The sequence below is a fragment of the Petrotoga halophila DSM 16923 genome, from assembly GCF_002924615.1.
Genome location: NZ_JALY01000246.1, coordinates 1 through 13,933, shown reverse-complemented (window position 1 = coordinate 13,933; position 13,933 = coordinate 1). Strand labels below are relative to the sequence as shown.

Genomic DNA, 13,933 nt, shown 5'->3' with positions numbered 1-13,933 from the left:
CCCCAGAACACCCTCGTAGGAAAAAAGTTTTCATTTTTTGGCCTTGCTGACGACCCATAAGGAAAAAAGTTTTTTGTTCTTTTTCCTAGCGGCCCACCCATAAGACTAAAAGTTTTTTTATTTTTTGTTCTGCTGCACACACACGGGAATACAAAATGAAATCTTTAGAATTATAGCATATTTTCAGATTATGTTTCTAAAATGCGCATCGAAAAGAAAATTTATTGAAAGTATGGTAAAATATATTTGTTATATTGTAAATAACAGACTATTGGAGGAATTTCTAATGAAGGTGTTGTTTCTCAATCCTCAGGGCAACTTTGACAAAAATGATTCTCATTTAACTGAACATCCTGATTTTGGGGGACAGTTGATCTACGTTAAAGAGGTATCGAAAGAGTTGGCTAATTTGAACGTTTCTGTGGATATAGTTACCAGACAGATAATCGACCCAAATTGGCCTGAGTTTTCTAAGAAATTGGATTATTTCGATACAACTCAAAACCCAACTATCGTCAGAATACCTTTTGGCGGAGAAAAATTTTTAAACAAAGAGCTATTGTGGCCTCATTTAAAGGAATACGTTGGTAATATTCTCGCATTTTACCAAAATCAAAAGATAGATTTCGTAACCACTCATTACGCCGATGGAGGTTATTCTGGAGTTCTTTTAAAATCAAAGTTGGGTGTGAATTTTTCGTTCACAGGGCATTCTTTAGGTGCCCAAAAAATGGATAAATTAAACGTCTCCCATGAGAATTTTGAAGATCTCGACAAAGAGTATCATTTTTCTCAAAGAATAATGGCTGAAAGGTTGTCCATGAAATATGCGTCTAAAATTATTGTCTCCACATCAATGGAAAGATACGAGCAGTATTCTCATCCGTTGTATGCCGATGTTTCTGAAGTTGAAAACGACAGTAAATACAAAGTGATTCCTCCTGGTGTTAACACGGAGATCTTTAACGATGATTTGACTGACCTCGATCAGGAGACTGTTGCTCAAATTGAAAAAAAATTAAACAAGCAGCAAAAACCTTTTATCATTCTCTCCAGCCGTTTAGATCTCAAAAAAAACCATATTTCTGTTGTAAAGGCATACGCAAATTCTAAAGATCTTCAAGATAAGGCAAATCTAGGAATATTTCTTAGGGGCATTCCTGATCCTTTCACCGACATACATAAATTGTCGGAGAATGAAAGATCCATCTTAACCCCAATTTTGGAAGAAATAGAAAAAGCAGATATAAAAGATAAGGTATATTTTTTTGATTTAAAATCTCAACTTGCCTTAGCTACTGCTTACAAATTCTTTTCAAAATTAAAGTCTGTTTTTGTTCTACCTTCTTTTTATGAACCCTTTGGCTTAGCCCCTATCGAAGCAGGCGCTTGTGGCCTCGCTGTTATTGCAACAAAGAATGGTGGACCAAGTGAAATATTCTCAGATGGTTCAGGTGTATTAATTGATCCTGAAGATATACAAGATATTGTTGAGGGCTTAATAAAAGGTTTGAATAATTATGACTATTTTTCAAAAAAGGTTAAAAAAAGAGTTTTAGAAAATTATACTTGGAAGAGCACTGCTAGAGGATATTTAGAGGTTATAGAGGGAGGAGTTAAACTTCCCAAAAAAACCATAGAAAAAGTACCTTCTTTAGATGCAAAAGAAATAATAATTGATTTTTTAAAAAATAAAAAGATTTAAAATTATGGTATAATTTCGATGATAGAAGAAAAAAGTGCCGATTTTAAGGTTGGTGTGGTGAATGCTACTTTCTTTGTCTATAAAAAATTTTGGTCTTTTTAAAAGTGCTAACGTGGATTTTAGCGACAATTTCTGTACTATCACCGGTGAGTCGGGAACAGGAAAATCTATGTTTCTAAATGCTTTAAACCTTTTTTTAATAGGAAATGTTCCTCAAAATCTGAAAACGTCTGAAGGGTCCGTTTCAGCGTATTTTACTGTTAATGAGTTTATCAAAGAGATGCTGAGGGAATACGTGCCTTTTGATGGTGATGATTTGATCTTAGCTGTAAATTTCACTCCTAAAAAGACACTTTTCAGAGTTAACGATACAATAGTTCCTAAAAACGTCGTTCAAGACATTTCGAAGTATCTGTTAGAAATACATTCTCAAGACTCCAACATAGCTTTGAGAGATGAGAATTACCAAAATTCTTTGATCTTTAAGATTTTGAGAGACAAATTCCCCGATTATTTTTCTGATTACGATAAGGGTTACCAGGAATACTTGAATTTGAAAAGAAAGTTAGAAAACCTTCCAACCAATAAAACAGAAATCTTTCGAAATATTGATATTTTAAACTACCAGATCCAGGAAATTGAAGAGGCGAACCTACGGCCTCTTGAAGATGATGAACTTTCTGCTAGATTTAAAACTCTAAACAATATAGAAGAAATCAGGGAACGATTGGTGGAGTCTTTAAACATACTAAAAGATAGAGATGAACAAAGTATTGATGAGGAAATTGGTTATATAGTTTACAATTTGTCTAAGCTAAATGATTTTGGATTCACTGAAGAACATTCTTTAGCTTCCTCTATTCAGGAACAGATAACTGAATTATACACGCTTTTAGAAAATAGATTGTCTGAATTAGAGAGTGATCCAGAAGAATTAGAAAGAGTCAGTGAGAGACTGAATAAAATTATCGAGTTAAAAAGGAAATATGGACCTTCTCTTGATGATGTTTTGAAAAATCTCAACAAGTTCAAAATTCAAAAAAGTGAGTTAGACGAGATCAAAAACGATTTTCACGAATTAGAACCAAGATTATATAAATTGAAAGAGGAATTATTAGAACTCAGTGATAAAATAATAGGGAAGGTTTCTCCTTTTCTCAACGATTTAAAATCAAACATTGAAAACAATCTGAAGGATCTTAATATGGAAAATAGTAAGATAGATTGGAAGATAGAAAAACTAAAAGAACCAAAAAAAGAGTCCGCACATAGGATTACCTTTTTATTAAAAACAAATCCAAAGAGTGATTTTATGCCTTTATCCGAAATAGCTTCCGGTGGGGAATTATCTAGAATAATATTGTCAGTTGAGGTTGTACTAGGGAAAAATCATGCAATTGATACTATGGTTTTTGACGAGATTGATTCCGGAGTTGGCCCAAGAATGGCAGATGTTGTAGGAAATAAACTAAACGAATTATCAAAAGATAAACAAATTATTGTAATTACTCATATGCCACAAGTTGCAAATTTCGCCACTGAACATTTTAAAATAGTAAAATCGTTGAACGAAGAAACTACTTCAACAATCGTAAAATTATCAGAAAATGAAAGATTAGAAGAAATAAAAGAAATGTACGGAAACATTGTCTATTGAAAAGGATGTGTAAAAGATGTACAGTCGTGAAGATCTGATAAAAAAGATAGTAGATGAAAAAGGGCTTCAAGCTATTCCTAATTTAATAGAGCTATTAGATGACGAAGATTACGAAGTTCGAGAATTGGCGCGAGATGCATTGAGCGTCATGGCACCCGAAGGAAAAGAATACCTTTTACAAGAGTTCAAACGAAGATTCAATCTCAACCTTCAAGACGATACTGTTTTGTTGTATCTAGCTGAACTTTTGTCTGATTTGAAGTGTCATGAAATAGTGGAAAACCTTAAGATGATGTTCAATAAATTTTCTGATGAAAGGGCTTTCCCTTTGATCATAGAGAATTTATTAAAAATCACAAAAGATGAATCTTATTTAGATATATTGAAAACTTATATTGACAGTGACGAGGGGGAAATAGAAGAGATAAGCGTTATGGCCATCACCGAGTTACCAAGCAGAAAAACTTTAGATATACTTTTAGAGAAATATTATAAAACTACCAACAACTCTTTAAAAGTACTTATTTTGGATTCAATAACAAAAATCTTGACTAAGAATTTTGATTTAGTTCCATACCTACAAGAACGTGACCCTGAAATATCCGAAAAGCTGGAGTTGCATCTCAAAAGGTCTTGATTTTGGACTAAAAATTTGTTATAATATAGATGTATCCCAGTAAAAAAAATTCACCCCGAACGGGGTCAAAGAATAAAGTATGGGGACGATTGGGTTCGACGGGAATAGGCTGAAGTCGGGAAGCGAGTCGAGGAGTCTGAAACCTCGTAAAAAACGAAAAAATATTGAAATGCCGAAGAACCAGAATTAGCATTAGCTGCTGCGTAGACGGCAGCTCGTCTCTCCTCAAGTTTTCTTGGAACCTCTCTTGAGGAATGAGGCGTCAGAAAAAGGTTCCACTTCTAAAATCTCTTACCCGGATTTTAGAAGTATCAATGGGTAATAGGAAATTGTGACTCGGTCCGCAAAGTCACAATTTCCGAAAGCTGATTGCGGACTGCGCTCGGAGAAGCCGACTTCGCCTGTTTTCGGACGCGGGTTCGATTCCCGCCGTCTCCACCATTTTTTTTAAGGTAGTATGTTAAAAATTTCACATATTTACTAGATACATTTACTTAAGAAATGAAATGATCCTATAAAATAAGAATTTGATTTTAAAAAGGTAACAGGGCAAAACTCTTCCCTGGAGTGGGAGCAGGCGAAACGCTGATTCTCCATCCTTATGGGTGGGCTGCGGGGCGAAGGAGCGCTATATATAAAATTTAGAGATTCTAAAGACCGTATAATCCACAAATATGGGAGGTTGATTAAGTGTTTTGGGTAAGAGATAAGGCAAATCAAAAATCTTTTATCAAAGAAGATGAAATATTTAAGCTCTTGGAAGAAATGAAATCCCCAAGTAGATTAAAAGTCAGAGACATTATTCAAAAATCGTTATCAAAAGAAAGATTGGATTCGGATGAAGTCGCAACACTTTTAAACGTTGAAGATGATGAAACGTTAGAAGAGATTTTTGAAGGAGCAAGAACATTAAAAAAGAACATATATGGGAATAGAATAGTGTTATTTGCCCCTCTTTATATTGGAAACAAATGCATAAACAATTGTGAATACTGTGGTTTTAGATCAAGTAACAGCGAAATTTTTAGAAATACCCTTAGTTTTGAACAATTAGAGAAAGAAGTAAGAGCCCTTGAAAACAAAGGTCACAAAAGATTGATATTAGTATATGGCGAACATCCTGACTACGATGCGGATTTCATCGCTAAAACCGTAGAAACTGTATACAAAACTAAAAACAGAAACGGTGAGATCAGAAGGGTGAATATTAATGCTGCCCCTCAGACAATTGATGATTACAAAAAAATAAAAGAAGTAGGTATAGGAACGTTTCAAATTTTTCAAGAAACTTATCATTATGAAACATATAAGAAAGTTCATCCAAAGGGGCCAAAATCAAGTTATATATGGAGACTATACGGATTAGACAGAGCAATAGCTGCAGGTATGGACGACGTTGGGATCGGTGCCTTATTTGGACTTTACGATTATAAATTTGAGGTTATGGGACTTATATCTCACACCATACATTTGGAAGAACGCTTTGGATTTGGTCCACATACAATTTCCTTTCCACGAATGGAACCAGCCTTAAATACCCCTTTATCTGAGCAACCTCCCTACCTTGTTAATGATAATGAATTCAAAAAGATAGTGGCAATTTTAAGGTTGGCTGTACCCTATACTGGTTTAATTTTAACAGCAAGGGAACCTTCCCATATAAGAAACGAGATATTAAAGTTAGGAGTTTCACAAATCGATGCTGGTTCTAACATTGGGATTGGAGCATATTCAACAGAAGACCAAGAAGCCTATAGAAAAAGCCAATTCACCTTAGGTGACCAAAGGAGTTTAGACGCTGTAATAAATGAATTAGCGATCGAAGGTTATCTTCCTTCATTTTGTACCGCATGCTATCGTATGGGGAGAACTGGTGAGCATTTCATGGAGTTTGCAATACCTGGATTTGTGAAAAGGTTTTGTACTCCCAACGCTATTTTAACTCTATTAGAATATGCACAAGATTACGCACTGGAAAATACCAGAATATCTATCGAAAAAAGGATCAAAGAAGAATTAAAAAATATGGATGATGGGCCCATTAAAGAGAAATTATTGGAAAGAATATATCTTGTTAAGGCTGGAAAAAGAGATCTATACTTTTGATGCAAAGGGATGTATTATATGAAATTACAAAATCACGAGATTTTAAAAAAGTTACAGAGTAAAGTTCCACATTCCCCATCCCAGTGGGCTGATTACACTAATTTTTCTGAAAAAGTTAAGAATATTGTGAATTATTTTATATCTAATGAAACCATTGAAAAAGAACACATCATCCAAATCTTGTCTTTAAATAAACATGATAAAGATCGAGAAGAACTTTTCAAGGTTGCAAATCTGATCAGAAAAGAGTATACAGGAGATTATATAAACATTAAAGGAGTTATCGAGTTTTCAAATTATTGTAAGAAAAACTGTTACTATTGTGGATTGAGAGCTAAGAATCCAATTATACAAAGGTACCGGATGACTCCCGATGAAATTATTGAAGTGGCAAATCAGGCAGCGATACTTGGTTTAGATACGATCATTCTTCAAAGTGGTGAAGATGATAAATACACAGATGATGATTTAATCTACCTCATTAGAGAAATAAGAAAAAAAACAAGTTTACCAGTATCTTTATCCATTGGGGAAAGAAGCTTTTCGTCGTATAGAAAATTCAGAAAAGCTGGCGCAGTAAGAGTGCTTCTAAAACATGAAACTATCAACAAAAAAATTTTTAAAAATATTCATCCTGAAAAAAGCTATGATAATAGAATAGAACTCTTAAGGTACATGAATACCCTGGGTTATGTGACAGGTTCGGGTAATATTATAGGTTTACCGGGACAAACGTTAGAAGACATAGCAGAAGATATTCTTTTTATGAGAAACGAAAATCTTAGGATGATAGGTATGGGTCCTTTTATCCCAACTGAAAACACTCCGTTAAAAGATCATCCTCGTGGAAGTGGTGAATTAACTTTAAACGCTTACTGTGCTACAAGGTTTTGTATTCCAAAGGCGCAAATACCTACCACTACCGCATTAGGAACAATTTCTCCAGATTTACAATACCAAGGTTTTTATGCAGGATGTAACGTTATCATGGTTAACATAACTCCAGAGGTATATAGAAAAAATTACAACATCTATGATAATAAGATAAAAGTAGAGTTTTATGAAACGTATGAGAAAATCAAACAATTAGGCTTCTCACCTTCCAAAATAACCCAAAAACGAATGGAGGAGAAAAAGAATGCCTGCAACATCCGGTTATAGGACCTACATAGCTATAGCAGGAAGAAGAAACGTTGGAAAATCTTCTTTGATAAACGCAATAGTGAACCAAGAAATAGCTCTTGTTTCCAACGTTGCCGGAACAACTACCGATCCAGTCTATAAAAGCATGGAGTTACAACCAATTGGGCCCGTTACTTTAATTGATACCCCCGGAATAGACGATGAAGGTGAACTCGGGGAAAAAAGAATTGAAAGGGCTAAACGAGCTTTTTACAAAGCTGATATAGGAGTTTTAGTAGTTGATTCTGAACCAAACGAATTTGAACACTTCATCTGCAATCTTTTTGAAAAGATGCATATCCCATTTATAATCATATTGAACAAGATAGATCAACTTAACAACATTTCTAACTTAAAACAATTATATATTAATTCTTTCAAAAAACCAGTTTTAGAAGTTTCTTGCAAAGAAAAAATCAATATAGAAAGAGTAAAAGAAGCTTTGACTGAGTTAAAACCAAAAGAAGAAGAAATTCCCATGCTTCCAAAATTTATTAAAAGTAACGATATAGTCTTACTAGTGGTTCCGGTAGACACTGGAGCACCAAAAGGTCGATTGATAATGCCACAGGTGGCAACTATAAGAGAAGCAATAGATAGAAAGGCTTTCCCAATTGTGACATCTGTTGAGGGAGTAAGTGAAATAATTAGTAAATTGAAAGAAAAACCAAGGTTGGTAATCACAGATTCTCAAGCTATTGGAAGGGTTGCTGAGTTAGTGCCTGAAGATATAAACCTAACTACATTTTCAATATTAGAAGCTCGTCATAAGGGGGATATCAGTATTTTAACTAAGGACTTGGACGTGGTTAATAATTTGGAAAATGGCGACACTGTTCTTATAATGGAAGGTTGTTCTCATCGTCCGTTAAGTGAAGATATTGGAAGAGTCAAAATTCCAAAATGGCTCGAAAAATATACTCAAAAATCCTTGAATTTTAAATTTATTGCCGGCAAGGAATTCCCTGACATAGAAGATGTAAAGAACGTAAAATTAGTGGTACATTGTGGAGGATGTACTCTTACAAGAAGAATGATGATGAGAAGAATAAATGCGATAAATAGATTAGGCATTCCCATTGTAAATTATGGAGTAATAATATCATTTCTCCACGGATCCCTAAAAAGAACTTTAGAACCTCTTTCATTATAAACAATTTTCATTGAGGCTCCTGATTTTAGGGGGCCTTTCTTTTTTCCTTAAACACGTGATTTTCACTGTTTTATAAAAGAATTGTAATGAAATTTAGCTTTTTTGTATAAAGAAGAGAGTATCATAATGTTTGTAAGCCACCAATTTAAAGATTAAGTGAAGAAAGGCGGCGAATTGCGGTGTACGAGAAAAATCAAAGTACTTATCGTGAAGATGATTCTTTCAAATTCAAATACTCTTCTCAAATTGATTTTATTAGATCTCTAAAAAATGCTAACGACGAAGAAAGTATTAGAAAGTTAGCGTTAGCCAAAGAAGATTATTTTTTTAATAATAAGAAAAGTACAAAACGTTAGATTAGAATGGATAAAAATAAAATTATCGAAATTAAAGATCTATCTGTATACATCAACAATCTAAAATTATTGAAGAATATTAATTTAGAAATATCGAAAAATGAAATCCTTTTGATTTATGGACCTAGGAATGCAGGTAAATCTTTGTTAGCAAGGTCTATGGTAGCATTAAATGAGGAACTTTTTAAAGGTATCCAAACCACTGGACAGGTTTTATTTTTAGGTGAGGATGTTAATAGCATTGAAAAAAGATATTTGCGATCCACAATTGCTTATTCTGAACCTACTTTTGTCGATAATATCAATTTCTTAACTTTAAGCGAAGTCTTCAACCTCGCTTTAAGAATAAAACCTTCCGACATTTCTCAAGAACAATATATGCTTCTTGAAAAGCTCAATATTGCACATATTTTTTCTAATCATTCTTCATTAAAAAGTTATGAGAATTTTGAAAATTGGACTATTGGAGATAAGATTTCTTTTATAATTTTTCTAAGTTTAGCTAGAAACCCCCAAGTATTTATATTTGATTCTATTCTAGACCATTTGGACGATTTCATGCATAAAGATATTAAGGATTTTCTTTTCGATATAAAAGAAGATCGATCATTGATTATTTCAACAAGAAATCTCTCCTTGTTTTCTGACATCGCTGAAAAGATTGTTTTTTTGGATAAGGGTGAGATTATTTACAAAGGAAGTATTGAGGGTTTTTTACTGAACTTCCCTCTTTAGTCATTCACTCGTCTTCATTAGAATAGATTATAACTTCGTTTTTCGCAATTTCGATATCGAACTTACCACAATCGTATTCCTTTTGAGGTTGGTAAGAAGGTAATTCTAAAAACATATTGTAAACATTTCCTTCTTTAAATATTCCTCCAGCAAAATCAATCCTATAACTTTCCATTTTGAAAGTTTTTATCTGGATATATTCATCTGTTACCAAAATGGATAAAGGAGCTCTTTCAAAATCTCGATTTATATTTTTTTTGCCTAAAGTGACAAATTGTCCTGAACTAGAAAGCAAGTAAACTGTATTATCTTTTTCGTAGGCAAAAACAATTTCTCCATCTATATAGAATGTCTTACTTTTTTCTTCTATATCACCATAATCACAATAAAACTTGGACTTGGTAATGACAGGGTCTCCTTTTTTCGGTAGCCAAATAGATAACGGCTCGCCGTAGAAGAAAACTCCACTTTCAATTTCAAATACTTTATCTATATTAGTTTCAACTTTTTCATATATTTGTTGTTTTTCAAGATCTAATGTGTATTTTTCACTTTCATAATTTGTTAAGTCTATTTCTATTTTTTTCAATCCATTTGTTAAAGTAAGTTTTGAAGGTGGTACATTTATTGTAATTGGTGTTTTTATTTTTAGATTGTTTAAAGTAGCTTCTCTACTATCTCCCGTAATCTCTAGCTCTATCCATTTTGAAGGTACTCTTGTAATCATCTCACCAATGGGTGGAGAAAATTGATGCTCAAAAATAAAACCATTCACATCTAGAAGTACATTCATATTTTCATTCCAACTTAGAAATTTAGATGTTTTGGTTCCCTCATCTGTAACAATAAAAGAATTTTCTGCAATAACAAAGACACTCCTAGGAAGTTCATTAAGTATTTCATGAATAGTACTATCTAACTTTTCCAACGAAGTTGAAACGGTTTTATTTTTATACTTTATATAGAATAGATTGTTAATATAATCTATTTCCATAATTTGGGAGTTTTCACCAGGAGGGACGGAGATATCCGCATATTTGTAGAGATTTAATAAAACCTCGTCGAAATATTTCGACGGGCCACTATAAACTAAGCCTATTTCCACTTTTGCTAAAGTTAAAACGCTTATTAGAATAAAGCTGAATAAAAATATAACCCTTGAGGGGGAGCTGATGCAGGAGCCAATGCTCTTTTTTTTGCTTCCAGAATTTCCTCTATTTTTTCCACTTCCCATACATCTGTACCCACCTTTACCAATGCACCAACAATATTTCTAACCATTCTTCTTAAAAAAGACTTTCCTTCAACTCTTATCAAAATTATATCTTTTCTTAACTCTATTATTCTTACCCTGTAAATAGTTCTTATAGGATTCCTTTCATCGTTTCCCGTTTTAAAGCTGGTGAAGTCATGCTCACCTTCAAAATATCTTGATGCTTGCCTCATCTTTTCTAAATTTAATGTGAGGGGAACCCACCACACTCTGTTTCTTAAAAATATATTTGGATCTTCATTTGTATAAATAAAATAGTGATATATTCTTTTTTTTGCCTCAGCCCTTGGATTAAACCCTTCTTTTACTTCTTTGACTTCCTTTACATATACATCTTCTGGTAAAATAGCATTCAAAGCATCTTTTATATTTTTTTCGGTCATATTTTCGTTCTCTACCTTAAATGAAATAACTTGACCCATCGCATGTACTCCTGTATCTGTTCTTCCACACGCATAAGATGGAATTTCTTTTTTAAAAATAATTTTTAGTGCTCTTTCAAACTCATCTTGAACGGTACGAAATGTCGGCTGACTCTGATAACCATAAAAGTTTGTACCATCATACATTACCTTTGCTGCGACCCATTTCACGAAAATTCCTCCTAATACGTCTTCTGTACTAATTGAGCCTCTAAAATTTTGAATGCGATTTCCGATTCAAATTTTTTTAACAGATCTATGTTCTTTTTATAAATTCCTTCATAGATTTTTATCAAATACAAATTAACAAGTTTTGTAATTCTTTGAGCGATCAACTCTTTAATATCAAAAGGGACATTTTCAACTGTCTTTTCTAGCCAATAACTAAAATTATTATTTATATCGTTTTCTAAAATCAAATCATTGAAAGAAGAAATTACCCTCCTTAACCCTACATATTTAGAGACAAGATCAACATAATCACCATGAATCTCTCTAACGTTGTTGGAAATGTCATCACAATAACTTAATTTAAGATATTTTCCTTTTCGCTCGCTTATATTTAAATATCTTCTTATACCTGATAAATCATTATTATCTTCTTCCACCAGAAAATATCCCACGAAATGATCAGAACTTTTTCTTAAAATAGAGGGTGGAAGAATATCGTTTATTTTTATCGTGCTACCATCCAAGTATGAAATATCATTGATTTCTACAAAATTCCCTTTATCTGAAAACAAAACGTTATGAAACCGCATTTTCACTCACCTTTATTTAGTATATTATACATTTACAATTTCTGAGATAGCCTGCTCAGCATCTTTTATTAATTTACCGGATTCATTTTCAGAAGCTGATTTTACCATAATATAAAATTTAATCTTTGGCTCTGTTCCTGAAGGTCTTGCTATTATTTTAACGTTTGAATATCTCAATTCCACTACATCGGATTTCGGGAATCCCTCTATCCCATTAAGATAATCTAAAGTTTCCTTCAAGTTAAAATTACCAATTTTTATCGGAGGGTTTTTCCTCATCTTGGTCATTATACGTTTTATTTTTTGAGTCCCTTCAAACCCTTCAAAGGTAAAAGAAAGAAGTTTTTCGTCGTAATAGCCATATCTTTCTTTTAGATCCTTCAAATATTCGGTGAGTGTTTTCATCTTGGAAAGTAATTCAGAACTCATAACAGAAATTAATGCAACAGCGATTATGGCATCTTTATCCCTCACATGATCATTCGCCAAATATCCATAACTTTCCTCAAATCCAAATATAAATTTCCTTCCACTTCCCATATATTTTTCAATTTTTTCTCCTATATATTTGAATCCTGTCAATGTTTCTTCAACTTTTACATTGAACTCTTGAGCAATGGGTTTAACCATATCAGTAGTAACGATAGTCTTTACAATGTAATCATCAGGTTTTAAGGAAGAAAATTCCTTAAATTTGCTTAACAAATAATGAGACAACATCACTCCAACTTGATTTCCTGTAAAAGATACATAATCACCTTTGTACTTTTCAAACACTCCTATTCTGTCTCCGTCAGGATCCGTCGCCAAAACAAGATCGGCATCTTTTTCTTTTGCTTTTTTCAAAGCCAATTCAAACGCTTCTTTTTCTTCGGGATTAGGAACCTTTAAAGTTGAAAAGGAAGTATCAATTTTTGATTGTTCTTCAACTAGACTAAACTCAAAACCTAACCTATTCAAAATGCCTTCGACTAATTTCAAAGCCGCTCCGTACAATGGTGTATATACTATTACGGGCTTTTTATCCATCTTTGGATTTAATGACCTAATATATCCCTCAATTTCATCTAAATAATCGTTGAAAATGGATTCGTTAAGTATATTTATTTTTTCAGAATTAACTGCTTCTTCGAAGCTCATCAACTTGATATCTTTGAAATAATCTAACTTCTCAATTTCTGAAGTAATTTCATTAGCATATTGGGGAACCGCTTGAGTGCCATCGGATGTGTAAACTTTGTAACCGTTGTATTCTGGTGGATTATGGCTCGCGGTTATGATTATTCCTCCATCTGTTTTTAATTTTCTGACAGTGAAAGAAAGTAACGGTGTAGGAGCAACTTGATCAAAAATATGTACATTAACGTTATTAGCAGCCAACACTCGAGCAGCAACCTTTGCAAATAAGTCGGAGTTCATCCTTGTATCGTAAGCAATAACAACACTAGGAAAATCTTTATATTTTTTTAAATAATTAGCGAATCCCTGAGTTGCTCGGGCTACGGTGTATACATTCATTCTGTTGGTTCCAACACCCATTATACCCCTTAAACCACCAGTTCCAAACTCTAAATCTTTATAAAATCGATCTATAATTTCATCCTCATTATCATTTAAACGGAACAATTCCTCTTTGAAATCGTCTGTTACATTTTCAAGCCACTGTTGATATCTTTTATATGCAATTTCTTTAACGTCTTCCATTTCACTCCCTACCTCCATTTTTTGAAGTTTATACTGAATTTAGAAATTTGAAAATTTGCTTTAATAGCACTTCGCCCTGTAACTCCCCGTCCTTTCACATCGAAACTCATCAAAAAAATTATATCATATTTTTTCCTTTTTATTAAGCAAAAATGCCGCGTATATTCTACGCGGCAATTTTTAGGGCGGGACTTGGGCAGAGAAACATTTTAAAAAAAGGGAAGGGGGCGATACCTACTCTC

General features: G+C 33.2%; 12 protein-coding genes and 1 other RNA gene. 9 read left to right on the top strand and 4 right to left on the bottom strand.

Annotated features, from left to right (window positions below):
• Positions 1-286 precede the first annotated feature (286 nt).
• The 9 genes from AA81_RS11900 to AA81_RS11865 all read left to right on the top strand — a co-directional run bounded on the left by AA81_RS11900 (position 287) and on the right by AA81_RS11865 (position 9,531).
• Positions 287-1,705 carry a glycosyltransferase gene (locus tag AA81_RS11900; RefSeq protein WP_103079249.1) on the top strand — a complete coding sequence of 473 codons (1,419 nt, stop codon included), beginning with the start codon at positions 287-289 and terminating at the stop codon, positions 1,703-1,705.
• 61 nt (positions 1,706-1,766) lie between these two features.
• A complete protein-coding gene (locus AA81_RS11895) occupies positions 1,767-3,362 on the top strand; it encodes a DNA repair protein RecN (RefSeq protein WP_103079248.1) in 1,596 nt (531 codons plus the stop codon).
• Between the two features lie 16 nt (positions 3,363-3,378).
• Entirely contained in the window at positions 3,379-3,999 is a 621-nt protein-coding gene (locus tag AA81_RS11890) for a HEAT repeat domain-containing protein (RefSeq protein ID WP_103079247.1), read from the top strand.
• 81 nt (positions 4,000-4,080) lie between these two features.
• Positions 4,081-4,440: a transfer-messenger RNA gene (ssrA, locus tag AA81_RS11885) on the top strand.
• 249 nt (positions 4,441-4,689) lie between these two features.
• On the top strand, positions 4,690-6,105 hold the full coding sequence (hydG, locus tag AA81_RS11880) for a [FeFe] hydrogenase H-cluster radical SAM maturase HydG (protein WP_103079246.1): 1,416 nt from the start codon (positions 4,690-4,692) through the stop codon (positions 6,103-6,105).
• A gap of 18 nt (positions 6,106-6,123) precedes the next feature.
• Entirely contained in the window at positions 6,124-7,266 is a 1,143-nt protein-coding gene (gene hydE / locus AA81_RS11875) for a [FeFe] hydrogenase H-cluster radical SAM maturase HydE (protein ID WP_103899142.1), read from the top strand.
• A complete protein-coding gene (hydF, locus tag AA81_RS11870) occupies positions 7,244-8,440 on the top strand; it encodes a [FeFe] hydrogenase H-cluster maturation GTPase HydF (RefSeq protein ID WP_103899141.1) in 1,197 nt (398 codons plus the stop codon). Before hydE ends, hydF begins: the two co-directional genes overlap by 23 nt.
• 179 nt (positions 8,441-8,619) lie before the next feature.
• On the top strand, positions 8,620-8,796 hold the full coding sequence (locus AA81_RS14305; RefSeq protein WP_169926348.1) for a hypothetical protein: 177 nt from the start codon (positions 8,620-8,622) through the stop codon (positions 8,794-8,796).
• 6 nt (positions 8,797-8,802) lie between these two features.
• Positions 8,803-9,531, top strand: coding sequence for an ATP-binding cassette domain-containing protein (locus tag AA81_RS11865; protein WP_103079243.1), 729 nt, complete (start codon positions 8,803-8,805; stop codon positions 9,529-9,531).
• Between the two features lie 4 nt (positions 9,532-9,535).
• Here the strand turns inward: AA81_RS11865 and AA81_RS11860 are convergent, their stop codons facing one another.
• The 4 genes from AA81_RS11860 to AA81_RS11845 all read right to left on the bottom strand — a co-directional run bounded on the left by AA81_RS11860 (position 9,536) and on the right by AA81_RS11845 (position 13,691).
• Positions 9,536-10,525, bottom strand: a complete 990-nt coding sequence (locus AA81_RS11860; RefSeq protein ID WP_146050392.1) for a hypothetical protein — start codon at positions 10,523-10,525, stop codon at positions 9,536-9,538.
• 134 nt (positions 10,526-10,659) lie between these two features.
• Complete coding sequence (gene truA / locus AA81_RS11855; RefSeq protein ID WP_103079241.1) at positions 10,660-11,397, bottom strand: tRNA pseudouridine(38-40) synthase TruA; 738 nt, start codon at positions 11,395-11,397, stop codon at positions 10,660-10,662.
• 11 nt (positions 11,398-11,408) lie between these two features.
• Complete coding sequence (locus AA81_RS11850; protein WP_103079240.1) at positions 11,409-11,987, bottom strand: hypothetical protein; 579 nt, start codon at positions 11,985-11,987, stop codon at positions 11,409-11,411.
• 24 nt (positions 11,988-12,011) lie between these two features.
• Entirely contained in the window at positions 12,012-13,691 is a 1,680-nt protein-coding gene (locus tag AA81_RS11845; RefSeq protein WP_103899140.1) for a phospho-sugar mutase, read from the bottom strand.
• Between the last annotated feature and the right edge of the window lie 242 nt (positions 13,692-13,933).

Bases quoted from the DNA above. Each gene is read 5' to 3' on its own strand.
- hydE (WP_103899142.1), top strand. From the start codon at position 6,124: ATGAAATTACAAAATCACGAGATTTTAAAAAAGTTACAGAGTAAAGTT.
- AA81_RS11845 (WP_103899140.1), bottom strand. From the start codon at position 13,691: ATGGAAGACGTTAAAGAAATTGCATATAAAAGATATCAACAGTGGCTT.
- AA81_RS11895 (WP_103079248.1), top strand. From the start codon at position 1,767: ATGCTACTTTCTTTGTCTATAAAAAATTTTGGTCTTTTTAAAAGTGCT.
- AA81_RS11865 (WP_103079243.1), top strand. From the start codon at position 8,803: ATGGATAAAAATAAAATTATCGAAATTAAAGATCTATCTGTATACATC.
- AA81_RS11900 (WP_103079249.1), top strand. From the start codon at position 287: ATGAAGGTGTTGTTTCTCAATCCTCAGGGCAACTTTGACAAAAATGAT.
- hydF (WP_103899141.1), top strand. From the start codon at position 7,244: ATGCCTGCAACATCCGGTTATAGGACCTACATAGCTATAGCAGGAAGA.
- AA81_RS11850 (WP_103079240.1), bottom strand. From the start codon at position 11,987: ATGCGGTTTCATAACGTTTTGTTTTCAGATAAAGGGAATTTTGTAGAA.
- AA81_RS11890 (WP_103079247.1), top strand. From the start codon at position 3,379: ATGTACAGTCGTGAAGATCTGATAAAAAAGATAGTAGATGAAAAAGGG.
- AA81_RS11860 (WP_146050392.1), bottom strand. From the start codon at position 10,525: ATGGAAATAGATTATATTAACAATCTATTCTATATAAAGTATAAAAAT.